General features: G+C 29.2%; 14 protein-coding genes and 1 pseudogene. 11 read left to right on the forward strand and 4 right to left on the reverse strand.

Annotated features, from left to right (window positions below; translation table 11 throughout):
* Positions 1 to 39: 39 nt before the first annotated feature.
* Positions 40 to 612, forward strand: a complete 573-nt coding sequence (locus AJN64_RS03990) for a hypothetical protein (RefSeq protein ID WP_002861734.1) — start codon at positions 40 to 42, stop codon at positions 610 to 612.
* 15 nt (positions 613 to 627) lie between these two features.
* Here the strand turns inward: AJN64_RS03990 and rsmG are convergent, their stop codons facing one another.
* The gene (gene rsmG, locus AJN64_RS03995; protein WP_004305702.1) at positions 628 to 1,194 is read right to left on the reverse strand and encodes a 16S rRNA (guanine(527)-N(7))-methyltransferase RsmG; all 567 of its coding nucleotides are present in this window, start codon (positions 1,192 to 1,194) and stop codon (positions 628 to 630) included.
* Positions 1,195 to 1,755, reverse strand: a complete 561-nt coding sequence (gene ribA, locus AJN64_RS04000; RefSeq protein ID WP_002854114.1) for a GTP cyclohydrolase II — start codon at positions 1,753 to 1,755, stop codon at positions 1,195 to 1,197.
* A gap of 57 nt (positions 1,756 to 1,812) precedes the next feature.
* Here ribA and hemB point away from each other — a divergent pair, with 57 nt between their 5' ends.
* The 6 genes and pseudogenes from hemB (at position 1,813) to AJN64_RS04030 (ending at position 7,569) form a co-directional block, all read left to right on the forward strand.
* Positions 1,813 to 2,796 (forward strand): porphobilinogen synthase, encoded by a 984-nt coding sequence (gene hemB, locus AJN64_RS04005; RefSeq protein WP_004305703.1) that lies wholly within the window; start codon positions 1,813 to 1,815, stop codon positions 2,794 to 2,796.
* Positions 2,793 to 3,714 (forward strand): annotated as a pseudogene (gene argF, locus AJN64_RS04010) (ornithine carbamoyltransferase). Before hemB ends, argF begins: the two are co-directional and overlap by 4 nt.
* The gene (locus tag AJN64_RS04015) at positions 3,711 to 4,202 is read left to right on the forward strand and encodes a DUF2603 domain-containing protein (protein ID WP_070210225.1); all 492 of its coding nucleotides are present in this window, start codon (positions 3,711 to 3,713) and stop codon (positions 4,200 to 4,202) included. The pseudogene argF and the gene AJN64_RS04015 overlap by 4 nt, the downstream one beginning before the upstream one ends.
* The gene (hemN, locus tag AJN64_RS04020; protein WP_004305706.1) at positions 4,189 to 5,544 is read left to right on the forward strand and encodes an oxygen-independent coproporphyrinogen III oxidase; all 1,356 of its coding nucleotides are present in this window, start codon (positions 4,189 to 4,191) and stop codon (positions 5,542 to 5,544) included. Before AJN64_RS04015 ends, hemN begins: the two co-directional genes overlap by 14 nt.
* 1 nt (position 5,545) lies before the next feature.
* Positions 5,546 to 6,811, forward strand: a complete 1,266-nt coding sequence (locus AJN64_RS04025) for a (Fe-S)-binding protein (RefSeq protein ID WP_053872888.1) — start codon at positions 5,546 to 5,548, stop codon at positions 6,809 to 6,811.
* Positions 6,808 to 7,569, forward strand: a complete 762-nt coding sequence (locus AJN64_RS04030; RefSeq protein ID WP_079396323.1) for a DUF5416 family protein — start codon at positions 6,808 to 6,810, stop codon at positions 7,567 to 7,569. The genes AJN64_RS04025 and AJN64_RS04030 overlap by 4 nt, the downstream gene beginning before the upstream one ends.
* Before the next feature lie 2 nt (positions 7,570 to 7,571).
* On the opposite strand, the gene AJN64_RS04035 is transcribed toward AJN64_RS04030, so the two are convergent.
* A complete protein-coding gene (locus AJN64_RS04035; RefSeq protein WP_002853356.1) occupies positions 7,572 to 7,778 on the reverse strand; it encodes a membrane protein in 207 nt (68 codons plus the stop codon).
* 231 nt (positions 7,779 to 8,009) lie between these two features.
* Here AJN64_RS04035 and AJN64_RS04045 point away from each other — a divergent pair, with 231 nt between their 5' ends.
* Both AJN64_RS04045 and AJN64_RS04050 read left to right on the forward strand, forming a co-directional pair.
* Positions 8,010 to 9,230 (forward strand): CynX/NimT family MFS transporter, encoded by a 1,221-nt coding sequence (locus AJN64_RS04045; RefSeq protein ID WP_002861726.1) that lies wholly within the window; start codon positions 8,010 to 8,012, stop codon positions 9,228 to 9,230.
* A 1-nt stretch (position 9,231) separates the two neighbouring features.
* Positions 9,232 to 10,383, forward strand: coding sequence for a M20 aminoacylase family protein (locus tag AJN64_RS04050; RefSeq protein WP_070292723.1), 1,152 nt, complete (start codon positions 9,232 to 9,234; stop codon positions 10,381 to 10,383).
* A 3-nt stretch (positions 10,384 to 10,386) separates the two neighbouring features.
* Here the strand turns inward: AJN64_RS04050 and AJN64_RS04055 are convergent, their stop codons facing one another.
* Entirely contained in the window at positions 10,387 to 11,127 is a 741-nt protein-coding gene (locus tag AJN64_RS04055) for a YaaA family protein (protein WP_002861724.1), read from the reverse strand.
* A gap of 124 nt (positions 11,128 to 11,251) precedes the next feature.
* On the opposite strand from AJN64_RS04055, the gene AJN64_RS04060 reads away from it, so the two are divergent.
* Positions 11,252 to 11,587 (forward strand): hypothetical protein, encoded by a 336-nt coding sequence (locus AJN64_RS04060; protein ID WP_044779508.1) that lies wholly within the window; start codon positions 11,252 to 11,254, stop codon positions 11,585 to 11,587.
* 97 nt (positions 11,588 to 11,684) lie between these two features.
* Complete coding sequence (locus AJN64_RS04065; RefSeq protein ID WP_070292724.1) at positions 11,685 to 12,872, forward strand: phosphoethanolamine transferase; 1,188 nt, start codon at positions 11,685 to 11,687, stop codon at positions 12,870 to 12,872.
* Positions 12,873 to 12,903 lie beyond the last annotated feature (31 nt).

A 12,903-nucleotide genomic window follows, 5' to 3' on the forward strand; every position in this document is an offset into this window, starting at 1 on the left:
TGTTTTTGTTTAATAAAATCTCATTTTGAAGGAGTTAAAATGAAAAAAATTGTTTTAAGTATTTTAAGTTCTTGTTTATTAGCATCTGCTTTAAGTGCCGTATCTTTTAAAGAAGATAGTTTAAAAATATCTTTTGAAGGGTATAAAACTAAGGATATGGTAGGAGTAGAAGGTGAATTTAAGAATGTAGAATATAAATTTTCTAAAAATACAAAGGATTTTGCAAGTTATCTTAAAGGAGCTAAAGCTACTATAAAGCCAAGTAATGCTTTTATGGGTGAAGGCAATGATGTTATAACCAATAATATCACAAAAGTGTTTTTTCCTGCTTTATTGGGAAATGCAGATATTAAAGTTGTTTTCCAAGATGTGATTGTAGGTGAAAACAAAGGCGTTATTTCAGCAAAAATTACCATGGATAAAAAAAGTACTATTGTACCTTTAACTTATACTATCAAAGATAATAAATTTGAAGCTAAAGGGCAGCTTGATTTGCATACTTTTAAAAATGGTTCTAAAGCATTAAAAGCATTAAGTGATGCTGCTCCAGGACATGGTGGAATCTCTTGGCCTTTGGTTGATATCAGTTTTAATGCTGATTTAGCAGAATAAAAAGTAGCCTTAGGGCTACTTTAAAATACAGTATTTTCTTAAATTATTTTCAAAAATTTCATAATTTTTTATATTTTCAAGTTCTTGATAAATTTCACTGCCTTTCCATAAAATAAAAATTGTATTTTCATCTTTTAGATTTTTGCAAATTTCAAGCAAAGGCTTGACATCCATTAAGGCTCTTGAAGTGATGATATCGGCTTTAAAGGTATTTTTACACTCTTGAACTTTTTCTTTGTAAATATGTAAATTTGAAAGTTCGCATTCTATTTTTAGTGTCCGCAAAAAGGCAGCTTTTTTGGGATTGGGTTCGAAAAGATGAAAATTGCTTTGCAGTAAAAAGGCTAAAAATACAGCTGGAAATCCTGCACCACTTCCTATATCGGCAATATTTTTTGCTTTAGAAAAATCATAAAAATCTAAAATTTTAATACTATCAAAGATATTTTCATCTATATTTTTTAAATGAGTAAGATTGTGAATGCGGTTAAATTTAGATAATAATTCTTTATAAATTTTTACCTTTTCTTTAAAGTTTTTTAAATCGTAGTGTTGTAAAAAATCATAATCTTTAAAAATCATTTATTTAAGATGTCCCATTTGAGTTTGTTTTATGTTTAAATATTCTACATTAAAACGGTTAGGTTCTATTAAAATCGGTATGCGTGTGATGATTTTTTCCTTAATGGACTCTAGTTTCTCGGGATTATTTGTGAGTAAATTAACCTTAGAAATTTCATAGTGTTTGAGTATAAATTCTACAATTTCATAAGTTCTCTCATCGGCTTTAAAGCCAAGCTGATGATTTGCTTTAATCGTATCAAAACCTTTATCTTGTAAAGCATAAGCATTAACCTTGTTAAAAAGTCCTATACCTCTTCCTTCTTGTCTAAGATAAATCACCATTCCGCCGTTTTTTTCTATATATTTGAGTGAAAATTCAAGCTGTTCTCCGCAGTCACATTTTAAACTTCCTAAAGCATCTCCTGTTAAGCACTCTGAATGAATTCTTAGATTGAGTGTGTCTTTTGGAGTATTTTTAAATATACATAAATGTTCTTTATCATTTTCTTTAAAACTTTGTATTTGGAAATTTCCCCATTTGCTAGGTAAATTCGCAATTTCTGAAATTTTTATTTTCATTTACTACTCTCTATAATCAAATTTATGTTAAGATTTTAGCAAAAAAAGGACAAAAAAATGTTTAAAAGATTTAGAAGATTAAGGTTTAATGAAAACTTAAGATCTATGGTAAGGGAAAATTCTTTAAGTGTAAATGATTTGATTTATCCGCTTTTTGTGGTTAATGGAACAGGGATAAAAAAAGAAATTTCTTCTATGCCCGATGTGTTTCAAATGAGTTTAGATGAAATTTTAAAAGAGTGTCAAAATGTAGTTAATTTAGGCATTAAAGCCATTATACTTTTTGGCGTTTTGGAAAATGAGAAAAAAGACAGTTGTGGAAGCGATGCTTTAGATGATGAAGGGCTTGTTGCAAGAAGTATAAGAGAGATTAAAAAAAATTTTCCAGATCTTTTTGTAATTAGCGATCTTTGTTTTTGTGAATACACAGATCACGGGCATTGTGGGTTTATCGATCCAAAAACAAAAAGCGTAGATAATGATGCCACTTTAGAAATTTCAGCCAAACAAGCCTTAGTTCACGCAAGAGCAGGGGTAGATATGATAGCACCTAGTGGGATGATGGATGGTATTATCACTACTTTGCGTGAAGCTTTAGATAAAGAAGGTTTTGAAAATTTGCCTATAATGGCGTATTCTACTAAATTTGCATCAAGTTATTATGGGCCATTTCGAGATGTAGCAGAGTCAGCTCCAAGTTATGGAGATAGAAAAAGCTATCAAATGGATTTTGCTAATGGTAAAGAAGCTTTAGAAGAAAGCTTAGAAGATGAAGCACAAGGAGCTGATATTTTAATGGTAAAACCCGCTCTTGCTTATCTTGATGTAATTAAAGAAATATCCCTTTATTCTAACTTGCCTTTGTGTGTTTATAATGTAAGCGGAGAATATGCTATGCTAAAGGCAGCTAAAAATGCGGGAGTGATTGATTATGAAAAAATCTTATATGAAACTATGATAGCTTTTAAAAGAGCAGGGGCAAAGCTTATCATCACTTATCATGCCAAAGAATTAGCTAAAATGTTAAAAGGAGAAAAATGAAACATTTTTTAACTTTAAGAGATTTTTCTAAGGAGGAAATTTTAAGCCTTGTAAATCATGCTAGCGAGCTTAAAAAAGAGCCTAAAAAACTTTTACAAGATAAAACTTTAGCAATGATTTTTGAGAAAAATTCTACAAGAACAAGAATGGCTTTTGAATTAGCCATAACAGAGCTTGGCGGAAAGGCTTTATTTTTAAATAGCAATGATTTACAACTTAGTCGTGGCGAGCCTGTAAAGGATACAGCTAGGGTGATAGGGGCGATGGTTGATTTTGTGATGATGAGAGTCAATAAACATGAAACTTTACTCGAATTTGCAAGATATTCTAAAGCCCCTGTGATCAATGCTTTAAGCGAGCTTTATCACCCTACTCAGGTTTTAGGAGATTTGCTTACTATCAAAGAATGGAATAAGATGCAAAATGGTATAGCAAAAGTTGCTTTTATCGGAGATAGTAACAATATGTGCAATTCTTGGCTTATTGCGGCTGCGATTTTGGGCTTTGAATTTAGTATAGCTATACCAAAAAACTATAAAATTAGCCCTGAAATTTGGGAATTTGCTATGAAACAGGCTTTGATTTCAGGAGCCAAAATTTCCTTAAGTCATGATAAATTTGAAGCCTTAAAGGATAAAGATGTAGTCATCACCGATACTTGGGTTTCTATGGGTGAAGAGAATGAAAAAGAACGCAAGATTAAAGAATTTGAAGGATTTATAATCGATGAGAAGGCTATGAGCGTTGCCAATAAAGACGCGATATTGCTTCATTGTTTGCCTGCTTATAGGGGTTATGAAGTGAGTGAAGAAATTTTTGAAAAACATGCAGATGTGATTTTTAAAGAAGCAAGAAATCGCCTTTATGTGGTAAAAGCCTTGCTTTGCTTTTTGGATTAATCAGAGAGGAAGAGAATGAAAGAGCTAGAAAAGTATAGCATTTGCTTAAAACGCATTGATGAATTTAGTCAAAATCTAGGAATAAAGAAAAAAGATAGAACGATTTTTAAAATGAAGCAAAGCGAGAATGAAAACGAAAAATGTTTAGTTCTTGAAAATGGAAGTTTTGATTCTCCTGAGCCTTGGTTTGTGATTGATGAAAACGATGAAATTCACACTTTGCTTTCTTTACAAAGTCTTAAGAATATACTTGAAAGTTTAAAACAAAGTCAAAAAGAGAATTTTGAATTGCGTTTAGAAAAGGCGATTTATCAACAAATTCCTGTAGATTTTAACGATGTTTGGACAGTTGCCATGGATGAAATCAAGCAAAAGGCACAAAATGGTACTATGGAAGTTGGTATTGATCTTGAAAAATTAATCTCTAAAATCAAACAAGAGCATCCAAATTTATTTGTAGATATGCAAGCGATGATAGAAAGGGTAAATCAAAATGAGAGATTATAAAGCTTTTGTAAAATACTCTAAAGCAGGACCACGCTATACTTCTTATCCTACAGCAGTAGAGTTTAATACAAATTTCAAATATGAAGAATATATAGAAATTTTAAAAAAGCAAGATAGGTCTTTATCGCTTTATTTTCATTTACCATTTTGTAGGAGTGCCTGTTATTTTTGTGGTTGCAATGTTATTTATACAGCCAAAGAAGAGAGTAAAGAAAGGTATTTAACTTATATTTTTAAAGAGCTTGATATTTTAAGTACTATTTTAGATACTAAAAGAGAAGTGGTGCAAATGCACTTTGGGGGCGGAACTCCAACTTTTTTTAGTGCTAAACAACTTCAAAATTTGATTTTAAAAATCAGATCTATTTTTAGAAATTTTTCTAAAGATGCAGAGATTAGCTGTGAGATCGATCCGCGTTTTTTAAATGACGAACAAGCCACAGTTTTAACACAAAATGGCTTTAATCGTATCAGCTTTGGAGTGCAGGATTTTGATGAAAAAGTTCAAAAAGAAATTCATCGCATCCAGCCTTTTGAATTAACACAAAATGCTTTAAATCTTGTAAGAAGTAAAGGCATAAAGTCTGTAAATATGGATTTAATTTATGGTTTGCCTTATCAAAATTTACAAAGCTTTACACAAACTTTAGAAAAAGTTATGCTTTTAAATCCTGATCGTTTGGCGATTTTTAATTACGCTCATGTGCCTTGGCTTAAGAAAAATATGAGAAAATTTGATGAAAATACCTTGCCAAGTCCTGATGTTAAACTTGAAATTTTAGAATTTTGTGAGAATTTTTTGAGTAAAAACGGCTATAAAATGATAGGTATGGATCATTTTGCAAAAGAAAATGATGAGCTTTTTAAAGCTTTAGAAAATGGAACTTTACATAGAAATTTCCAAGGTTATACTACTAAAGGTGGTGCTGATTTAGTCGGTGTTGGGCTTACAAGTATAGGCGAAGGACAAAGACATTATGCGCAAAATTTTAAAGATATGTCAAGTTATGAGGCTGCATTAGATAGAGGAGTTTTGCCTTTTGAAAGAGGCGTAGCTTTAAGCGATGATGATGAGCTTAGAAAAGCAGTGATTATGGAGTTAATGGCAAATTTTAAGCTTGATATCAAGTCAATAGAAAAAGAATTTTGCATTGATTTTCAGGAGTATTTTAAAGAGGATTTAAAAGCTTTAGAAGAATACAAAGATTTTATTAATTTTGATGAAAATTTTATCAAAGTCAATGAAACAGGTGTTTTGCTTATAAGAAATATTGCTATGTGTTTTGATGCTTATATGAAAAACATTAGTGAAGATAAAAAAGTATTCTCAAAAACGGTGTAAGATGAAATTTAGTCAAATAAGTGATGCTTGTGTTAAATGTGGCAAATGTATACCTGTTTGTACTATACATGAAGAAAATCGCGATGAAATTACCAGTCCAAGAGGATTTTTAGATCTTTTATCTGCTTATAAAGAGGGAATTCTAGAACTTGATAAAGAAGCTAAGAAAGTTTTTGAATCTTGTTTTTTATGTACCAATTGTGTTGAAGTGTGTCCAAGTAAATTAAGAGTAGATAATGCCATAGAAGAAGTTCGTTATGACATAGCTAAAAAATTTGGTATAGCTTGGTATAAAAAACTTATTTTTTTCTTTTTAAGAAGACGCACAATTTTAGATTTGGTAGCTAAGCTTGGCTATGTGTTTCAAAGTTGTGCGTTTAAAATTCAAAATGAGAATGAAAATACAGGTATGAAGGCAAGATTTTCCATGCCTTTTGTTAAAAAGGGAAGATTACTTACAAGTTTTAATAAAAAAAGTTTCTTAAATTCTAATCCAAAATTTATCAATAATGATGGAGAAAAAACAATAGGTTTTTTTGTAGGTTGTTTGGCGAATTATTTTTACATAGATACGGCTAATGCAGTGCTTAAAATCACTAGGGAATTAAAAATCAATGTGGATTTGATGAAAGAACAAGTGTGTTGTGGAGCGCCGCAATTTTTTACGGGTGATTTTAAAAGTGTTGAAGTTTTGGCTAAAAAAAATATTGAGTATTTTGAAAAAAAATTAGAAAAATTAGATGCTATTATAGTTCCTGAGGCCACTTGTTCGGCTATGTTAAAGATAGATTATGAACATTTTTTTATAATGCAAAATGATTTAGACTGGGCAAAACGCGCAAAATGTGTGTCATCTAAGATATATATGGCTAGCGAGTATTTTTATAAATTTACTTCTTTGGAAGAAATTTTAAAAACAAAAAATAAATTTAATTATAGCATTACTTATCACGATCCTTGCCATGCAAGAAAAATGCAAGGGGTTTTTAAAGAGCCAAGAGAACTTTTAAAAACAAATTATCATTTTGTGGAAATGAGTAATTCTAATACTTGTTGCGGTTTTGGCGGGGTGAGTATGCAAACGGATTATTATGATAAAGCCTTAAGTGTAGGGCTTAAAAAAGCACAAATGATCGATGAAAGTAAGGCTAGTGTGGTAAGTGCCGAGTGTTCAGCTTGTAGAATGCAAATTTCAAATGCATTAGAACAAAATTCAAGTAAGGTTGTTTTTGCTAGTCCTTTAGAGCTTATAGCAAAAGCTTTGTGATGATGAAGATAGTATTTAAAGGCAAAAGTTCTGAATATGAAATTCAAAGATCGTGCTTTTGTGTTGATGCTTTTGTGATTAAAGATAAGATTGAAGAACGAGATGGTGTTGATTTTATCACTTCAAATATAGAGCTTTTGGAATTTAGTGATGACAGTTTTACTTTTGAAGAAATTGTAAAACATTTTAATATTTGTAATAGTGAAGATATGATTATCGTTGAAGATTTTGACATGAAATCAAACAAAGATAATCAAAACCAAGAAGATAATATAAAACATGACATCTTAAAATCTGAAAAAATAATACATGAAAACACAAAACAAATAAGTATGCAATTTAAAAATTTAAAATTTTTTTCAAGAATTTTTAAAAATGAAAATTTTCTTTCTGATTTTAAAGAAAGCAAGCAAGAAGTTGTTGCTATCAAAAAACATGAAAAACTTGAAATTTTTAAAAATTTATCTCAAGAAGATCAAGAAATTAGTTTTGTTAAAATTGAAATTTTAAATTATGATAGTAATGAAGATAGTTTAAGTTTTAATCTTGATATATTTCCAAGCGGTATGAGCTATAAGTATGGAATTTTAAAAGGTTCTATGCATATTATTTTACAAGGTAAAACTTCTAGTACGATGCTTTTTCCGTTTTTAAAAAGCATGATTTATAAAAATAAAAGCGAAAATTCAAGTGAAAAAATTTTTACTTTAATGATAAATCAGAAAAAGCACTATAAACTTATTGCAAATCTTTCTTAGTTTTATTTTATTATATTTTCTATATTAGAGCGATTTTTTTCAATTAAAGAGCGATTTTTTTGAGTTGTTTCTTTAAGATCGGCTATATCTTCTTTCATATTTTGTATGTTTTGGTTGAGTAATTTTATCTTTTTTTCATAGCGAGTAACGATGATAAAGACTACAAATAAAAATATAATAATCAAAAAAATAAATGCTAAAAATTCCATATTTTTCCTTTTTAAAACTAGATTTTGAAATATATCATTTAAATACTTCAAAAAACTTTTATGGGTTTTTATTTTGTATTTTAGTTTTTTATCTTTAAACTTATATATAAATTTTCAAAAAGTAACAAAAAAAATATATAAAAAAATAATTAAATTAAAAAATAATCAAAGATAATAAATATCTCATTTTTTTATGTTATATTTTAATAAATATCCAAAAAGGATTTTAATATGGAAAAATCACTTTTATTTCATTTTAGACGCATTGGGGTTGAATTTATTATTTTTAGTGTTTATGCTGTTTTTAGTATCTCTTGGGCAGCAACAGGGTCTTTAATGCCCTTGATTTCAAATGATCTTGCTCTAAATACTCAGCAAGCTACTTTAATCACTAGTATGATAGTAGTTGCGAAAATTTTTGGTGCTTCATTTACTGCTTTTTTGGTTTATAAATTCGGATTAAAAAAGGGATATTTTTTAGGCTGTATTTTAATGAGTTCGGGTATCTTTTTAAGTTTTGTAGATAGTTATAGTGGTATTTTGATTATAAGATTTTTAACAGGGCTCGGTTCAGCTTGTGCTTTAGTTTGCTTAGTGCCTATTGCACAACAATGGTTTGAAAAAAAAGCTTTACATTTTGTAATTAGTTTTAATATGACTTCAAATTTGGTAGGCATTACCCTAGGACTTGTTTTAGCTGAAAGTATCTCAAATTATTTTGGAAATTGGAGAGATTCTTTATCATTTTATGCTTGGATTAATTTGATTTTATTGATTTTGTGGCTTTTTGTAGGTAAAGATGAGAATAAAAAAGAAGAAAAAAAGAATAATGCAAAAGATCTTATTTATGCTCTAAAATCTCGTGTTACTTGGGGTATGATTATTTTTTACATAGGGCCTATTTTATTTTTAAATTCTCTTTTTACTTTTTTACCAACTTTTTATGCGCAATATGCGGGTTTTAGTAAAGAATTAGCTGATTTTGCTAAAAAAGAAATTCCAGCCTTGGCTAATTTTGCTATTATTTTTGGTCCTTATCTTGGATTATTTTTTAAAAGAAAAAATATTTCTTTTAAAATAATGCTATTGTCTGGAGGAGCGTGTATTTTTATATGCGGATTTTGTATGTTGTTTTTACAAAATTTAGTATTGATACAGATTTTTGCTGTGTTATCAGGCATTTTTTATTCTATGTGGTTTCCATTTTTCTTTAATCTACCTTCAGAATTAAAAAATTCTAATCCAAATCAAACTGCTTATATTATGAGTGCTTTTTGGAGTATTACCTTTGTTATACTATCATTTAACCTATGGGTAGTATCTTGGAGTGTTGATAAAACCCATAGTTTTACTTTGGGTTTTGTTTATATTTTTGCTTTGATTTTTATTTCAGCGATCTTAGCACAATTTGTTTTACCTAGAAGAGAAAATTTTATACAAGGAGAAAAATAGAATGAATTTAATTCCAGAAATACTAGACTTACAAGGCGAATTTGAAAAAATTCGTCATCAAATTCATGAAAATCCTGAGCTTGGTTTTGATGAATTATGTACTGCAAAATTAGTGGCACAAAAATTAAAAGAATTTGGTTATGAGGTTTATGAGGAAATAGGAAAAACAGGTGTTGTGGGGGTTTTAAAAAAGGGAAATAGCGATAAAAAAATAGGACTTCGTGCAGATATGGATGCTTTGCCTTTACAAGAATGCACAAATTTGCCTTATAAAAGCAAAAAAGAAAATGTAATGCATGCTTGCGGTCATGATGGACATACTACTTCTTTATTGCTTGCTGCAAAGTATTTAGCAAGTCAGAATTTTAATGGCACTCTAAATCTTTATTTTCAACCTGCTGAAGAGGGTTTGGGTGGTGCTAAGGCAATGATAGAAAATGGATTGTTTGAAAAATTTGATAGTGATTATGTTTTTGGATGGCACAATATGCCTTTTGGTAGCGATAAGAAATTTTATCTTAAAAAAGGTGCGATGATGGCTTCTTCGGATAATTATAGCATTGAAGTTATTGGAAGAGGTGGTCATGGAAGTGCTCCAGAAAAGGCAAAAGATCCTATTTATGCTGCTTCTTTGCTTGTTGTGGCTTTACAAAGCATAGTATCTCGCAATGTTGATCCCCAAAATTCAGCAGTTGTAAGTATAGGAGCTTTTAATGCAGGACATGCTTTTAATATCATTCCAGATAATGCAACGATTAAAATGAGTGTTAGAGCATTAGATAATGAAACTAGAAAGCTAACTGAAGAAAAAATTTATAAAATTTGTAAAGGTATTGCACAGGCTAATGATATAGAAATTAAAATCAATAAAAATGTTGTTGCGCCAGTGACTATGAACAACGATGAAGCTGTGGATTTTGCTAGTGAGGTTGCAAAAGAATTATTTGGCGAAAAAAATTGTGAATTTAATCATCGTCCTTTAATGGCAAGTGAGGATTTTGGATTTTTTTGCGAAATGAAAAAATGTGCCTATGCTTTTTTAGAAAATGAAAACGACATTTATTTACATAATTCTAGTTATGTTTTTAATGATAAGCTTTTAGCTAGGGTTGCAAGTTATTATGCGAAGCTAGCTTTAAAATACTTAAAATAAAAACTAATCTAGAATTTCAAGCACAATTTCTTCCTTTAAACCTTTGATTTGAATTTCTTTGAGTTTTAGGTTTGAGGGAAGTTTTGCTAAAAGCTCTTTATTATTTTTTACTTGGTTTTTTGCACTTATGGAGAGTAAAATTCCCCTGTAAGCTTTAGCAAAATGACTGATGACTTTACCATTTTTTACAAATTTATAGGTATAAAATTTCTTTTTTGGGGTATAGAATTTATCATAAAATCCTGCTCTAAGATCAAGTATTTCTTCATTTTCCAAGTATTCATCTAAGGCTTTACTAAAATGTTCTTTATAAAATTTCTCTATGGCAAAATTTCCTATTTTAGCCCCTTGCTTGAATTTATAAAAGGGTAGAGTATCATTAGCTCTTACAACACCAAAAAGATTAGAAAATATAAGTGTGTTTTCTAAAATATAAGCTTGGCTTTTTTTATCTAAAGCTTTAAAATTAAGATATTCATAACTTACCCCAGTATAAAGCAATATAGCTTCTTGAGTGGGAGCTTGTTTTAAGTTGTGTTTAAATTTATCAATTTCATTTTCATTTTTAATGCCAAAAAGTTCTTGTAAATTCTGTAAACTTGCGTTTTTGATAAATTCTTCATAATGCTTTAAAGCTTCCATTCTATATGGAAATAATTCTTTAAATATAAATGAGTTTTCATTGATGGGATTTTTTACGCAATTTGCATTTTTGCTTTCACTAGGGGAGAAAAGTATTTTCAAGATTTTTCCTTAAATATTTATTTTTTAATAAAGGTAGCTAAAAGCTTGTAAATTTTGGCTTAATTAAAATTTATTATTATTTAGTTATAATCTAAATTTTTGAACTTTTTAATGAAAGGAATATATGAAAATCTTTTTTAGAAGTTATCTTTTTTTAGCAGCTATAACTTTTATAGCTTTTATTTTACCTGGATTTTTATTTTCACTCTATAATGACTATATATTTCGTTTTGAGTTGAATAGTGTTTTAGCTTTAGGTGCGGCAGCTTTAATTTTTCCTTTGGTACGTCCTAGGATTTTTATAGTTTGCGTCTTTGGACTTTTTGCCCTGATGGAGTGTATCCAATTTTCGCATTTATATTATTTTAATAAACCCTTAAATATCTTTTCTTTGCATTTAATGTTTATTGAATTTGGAGAAGTGGCTAAAACGGCTTTAGCGGGGGGGGGTATTATTTAAAGGCTTAATTCATATAGTTATAATAGTTCTTACTTATGTTATTTTAAGTATTTTTTATTTTAAAATTTCAAGAAGAACTAATTTTATTGCCACAGTTTTGGCGATTTTTGCTTTAAGCATCTTGCCTTATAAGGCAGTTTATAAAACCGATAGGCTTGCTAATTTTTCTCCCAAAAATGATAGTATTTCTTTATATAACACTTTAAGAATTTTTAGCGGTTATTTTTTCTTATATTTACGCATGCCTCAAGCGCCTATACCAGATTATCCTGAATACACTTATGATTATAAAAACGTAGCAGATCGTAATGTTGTTTTAATTTTAGGTGAAAGCACTAATGCAAATCGCATAGGACTTTTAGGCTATAAAAGAAATACAAATCCTTTGCTTAGCGAATGGGCAAAAAATGATAAAAATTTTGTGGCAAAAAGAGCAATTTCAAGTGCTGTTTTGACTCGCGTGGCTGTACCAAGCTTATTAAATATTGCTTATAAACCAGACAATATTAAGCATATTTTAAATGAGAAAACACATCTTGTATATTTAGCTAAGAAAGCAGGATTTAAAACTTTTTATTATAGTGCGCAAACCATTAGTGAACTTAGTGATATAAGTTCTGAAAATTTAGATGAATTTTTTACAAGAGAAAATTATTATTTTGAACACAAACAGTTGGGTGATTTGTTGGTTTTAGAAAAATTAAAAGAAAATCAAGATAAATTTTTAAATGGGAAAAATTTTGTTATACTGCATCAAAGAAATGCACACTCTCCTTATCAAAGAGGCTATAGAGCGTATCAAAAAGCAGATGTTTTTAAACCAATGACTCGTGAAAATGCTTATGATAATGCTATGATTTTTAACGATTATTTTATTTCTAGTGTATTTGAAGTTTTTAAAGAATTAAGTCAAAAAAGTGGCATTCCAACCTATGTAATTTTTATACCTGATCATGCAGAAGCTATGGGAGAATTAGGAAGAGATGGACATGCTGAATATGGACATTCTTTTTTAAGTGCAAATGTGGCTAATATTCCTATTTTTGCCACCACTTTTAATGTTAAAAATGATGATTTTATAACTTATCTAAAACAAAACAAATTGCCAACTCATTATGAGCTTGCTAAATTATTAGCTAAGGAAATGGGGTATGATATTCATAATTCTTTAGAAGAGCCTAATGTGTTTTACATTAATGGTGTCGATATTTCTGGAAATGCTGGTTATATTAAAGTTTTAAGAGATAAAGATAAGGCAAAATTTGAATATTTTGATAAAGAATAATTGGCTTTAAGAGGAATATTTCCTCTTAAAG

It is taken from the genome of Campylobacter sp. BCW_4332, assembly GCF_001763175.1.
Classification (GTDB): domain Bacteria; phylum Campylobacterota; class Campylobacteria; order Campylobacterales; family Campylobacteraceae; genus Campylobacter_D; species Campylobacter_D jejuni.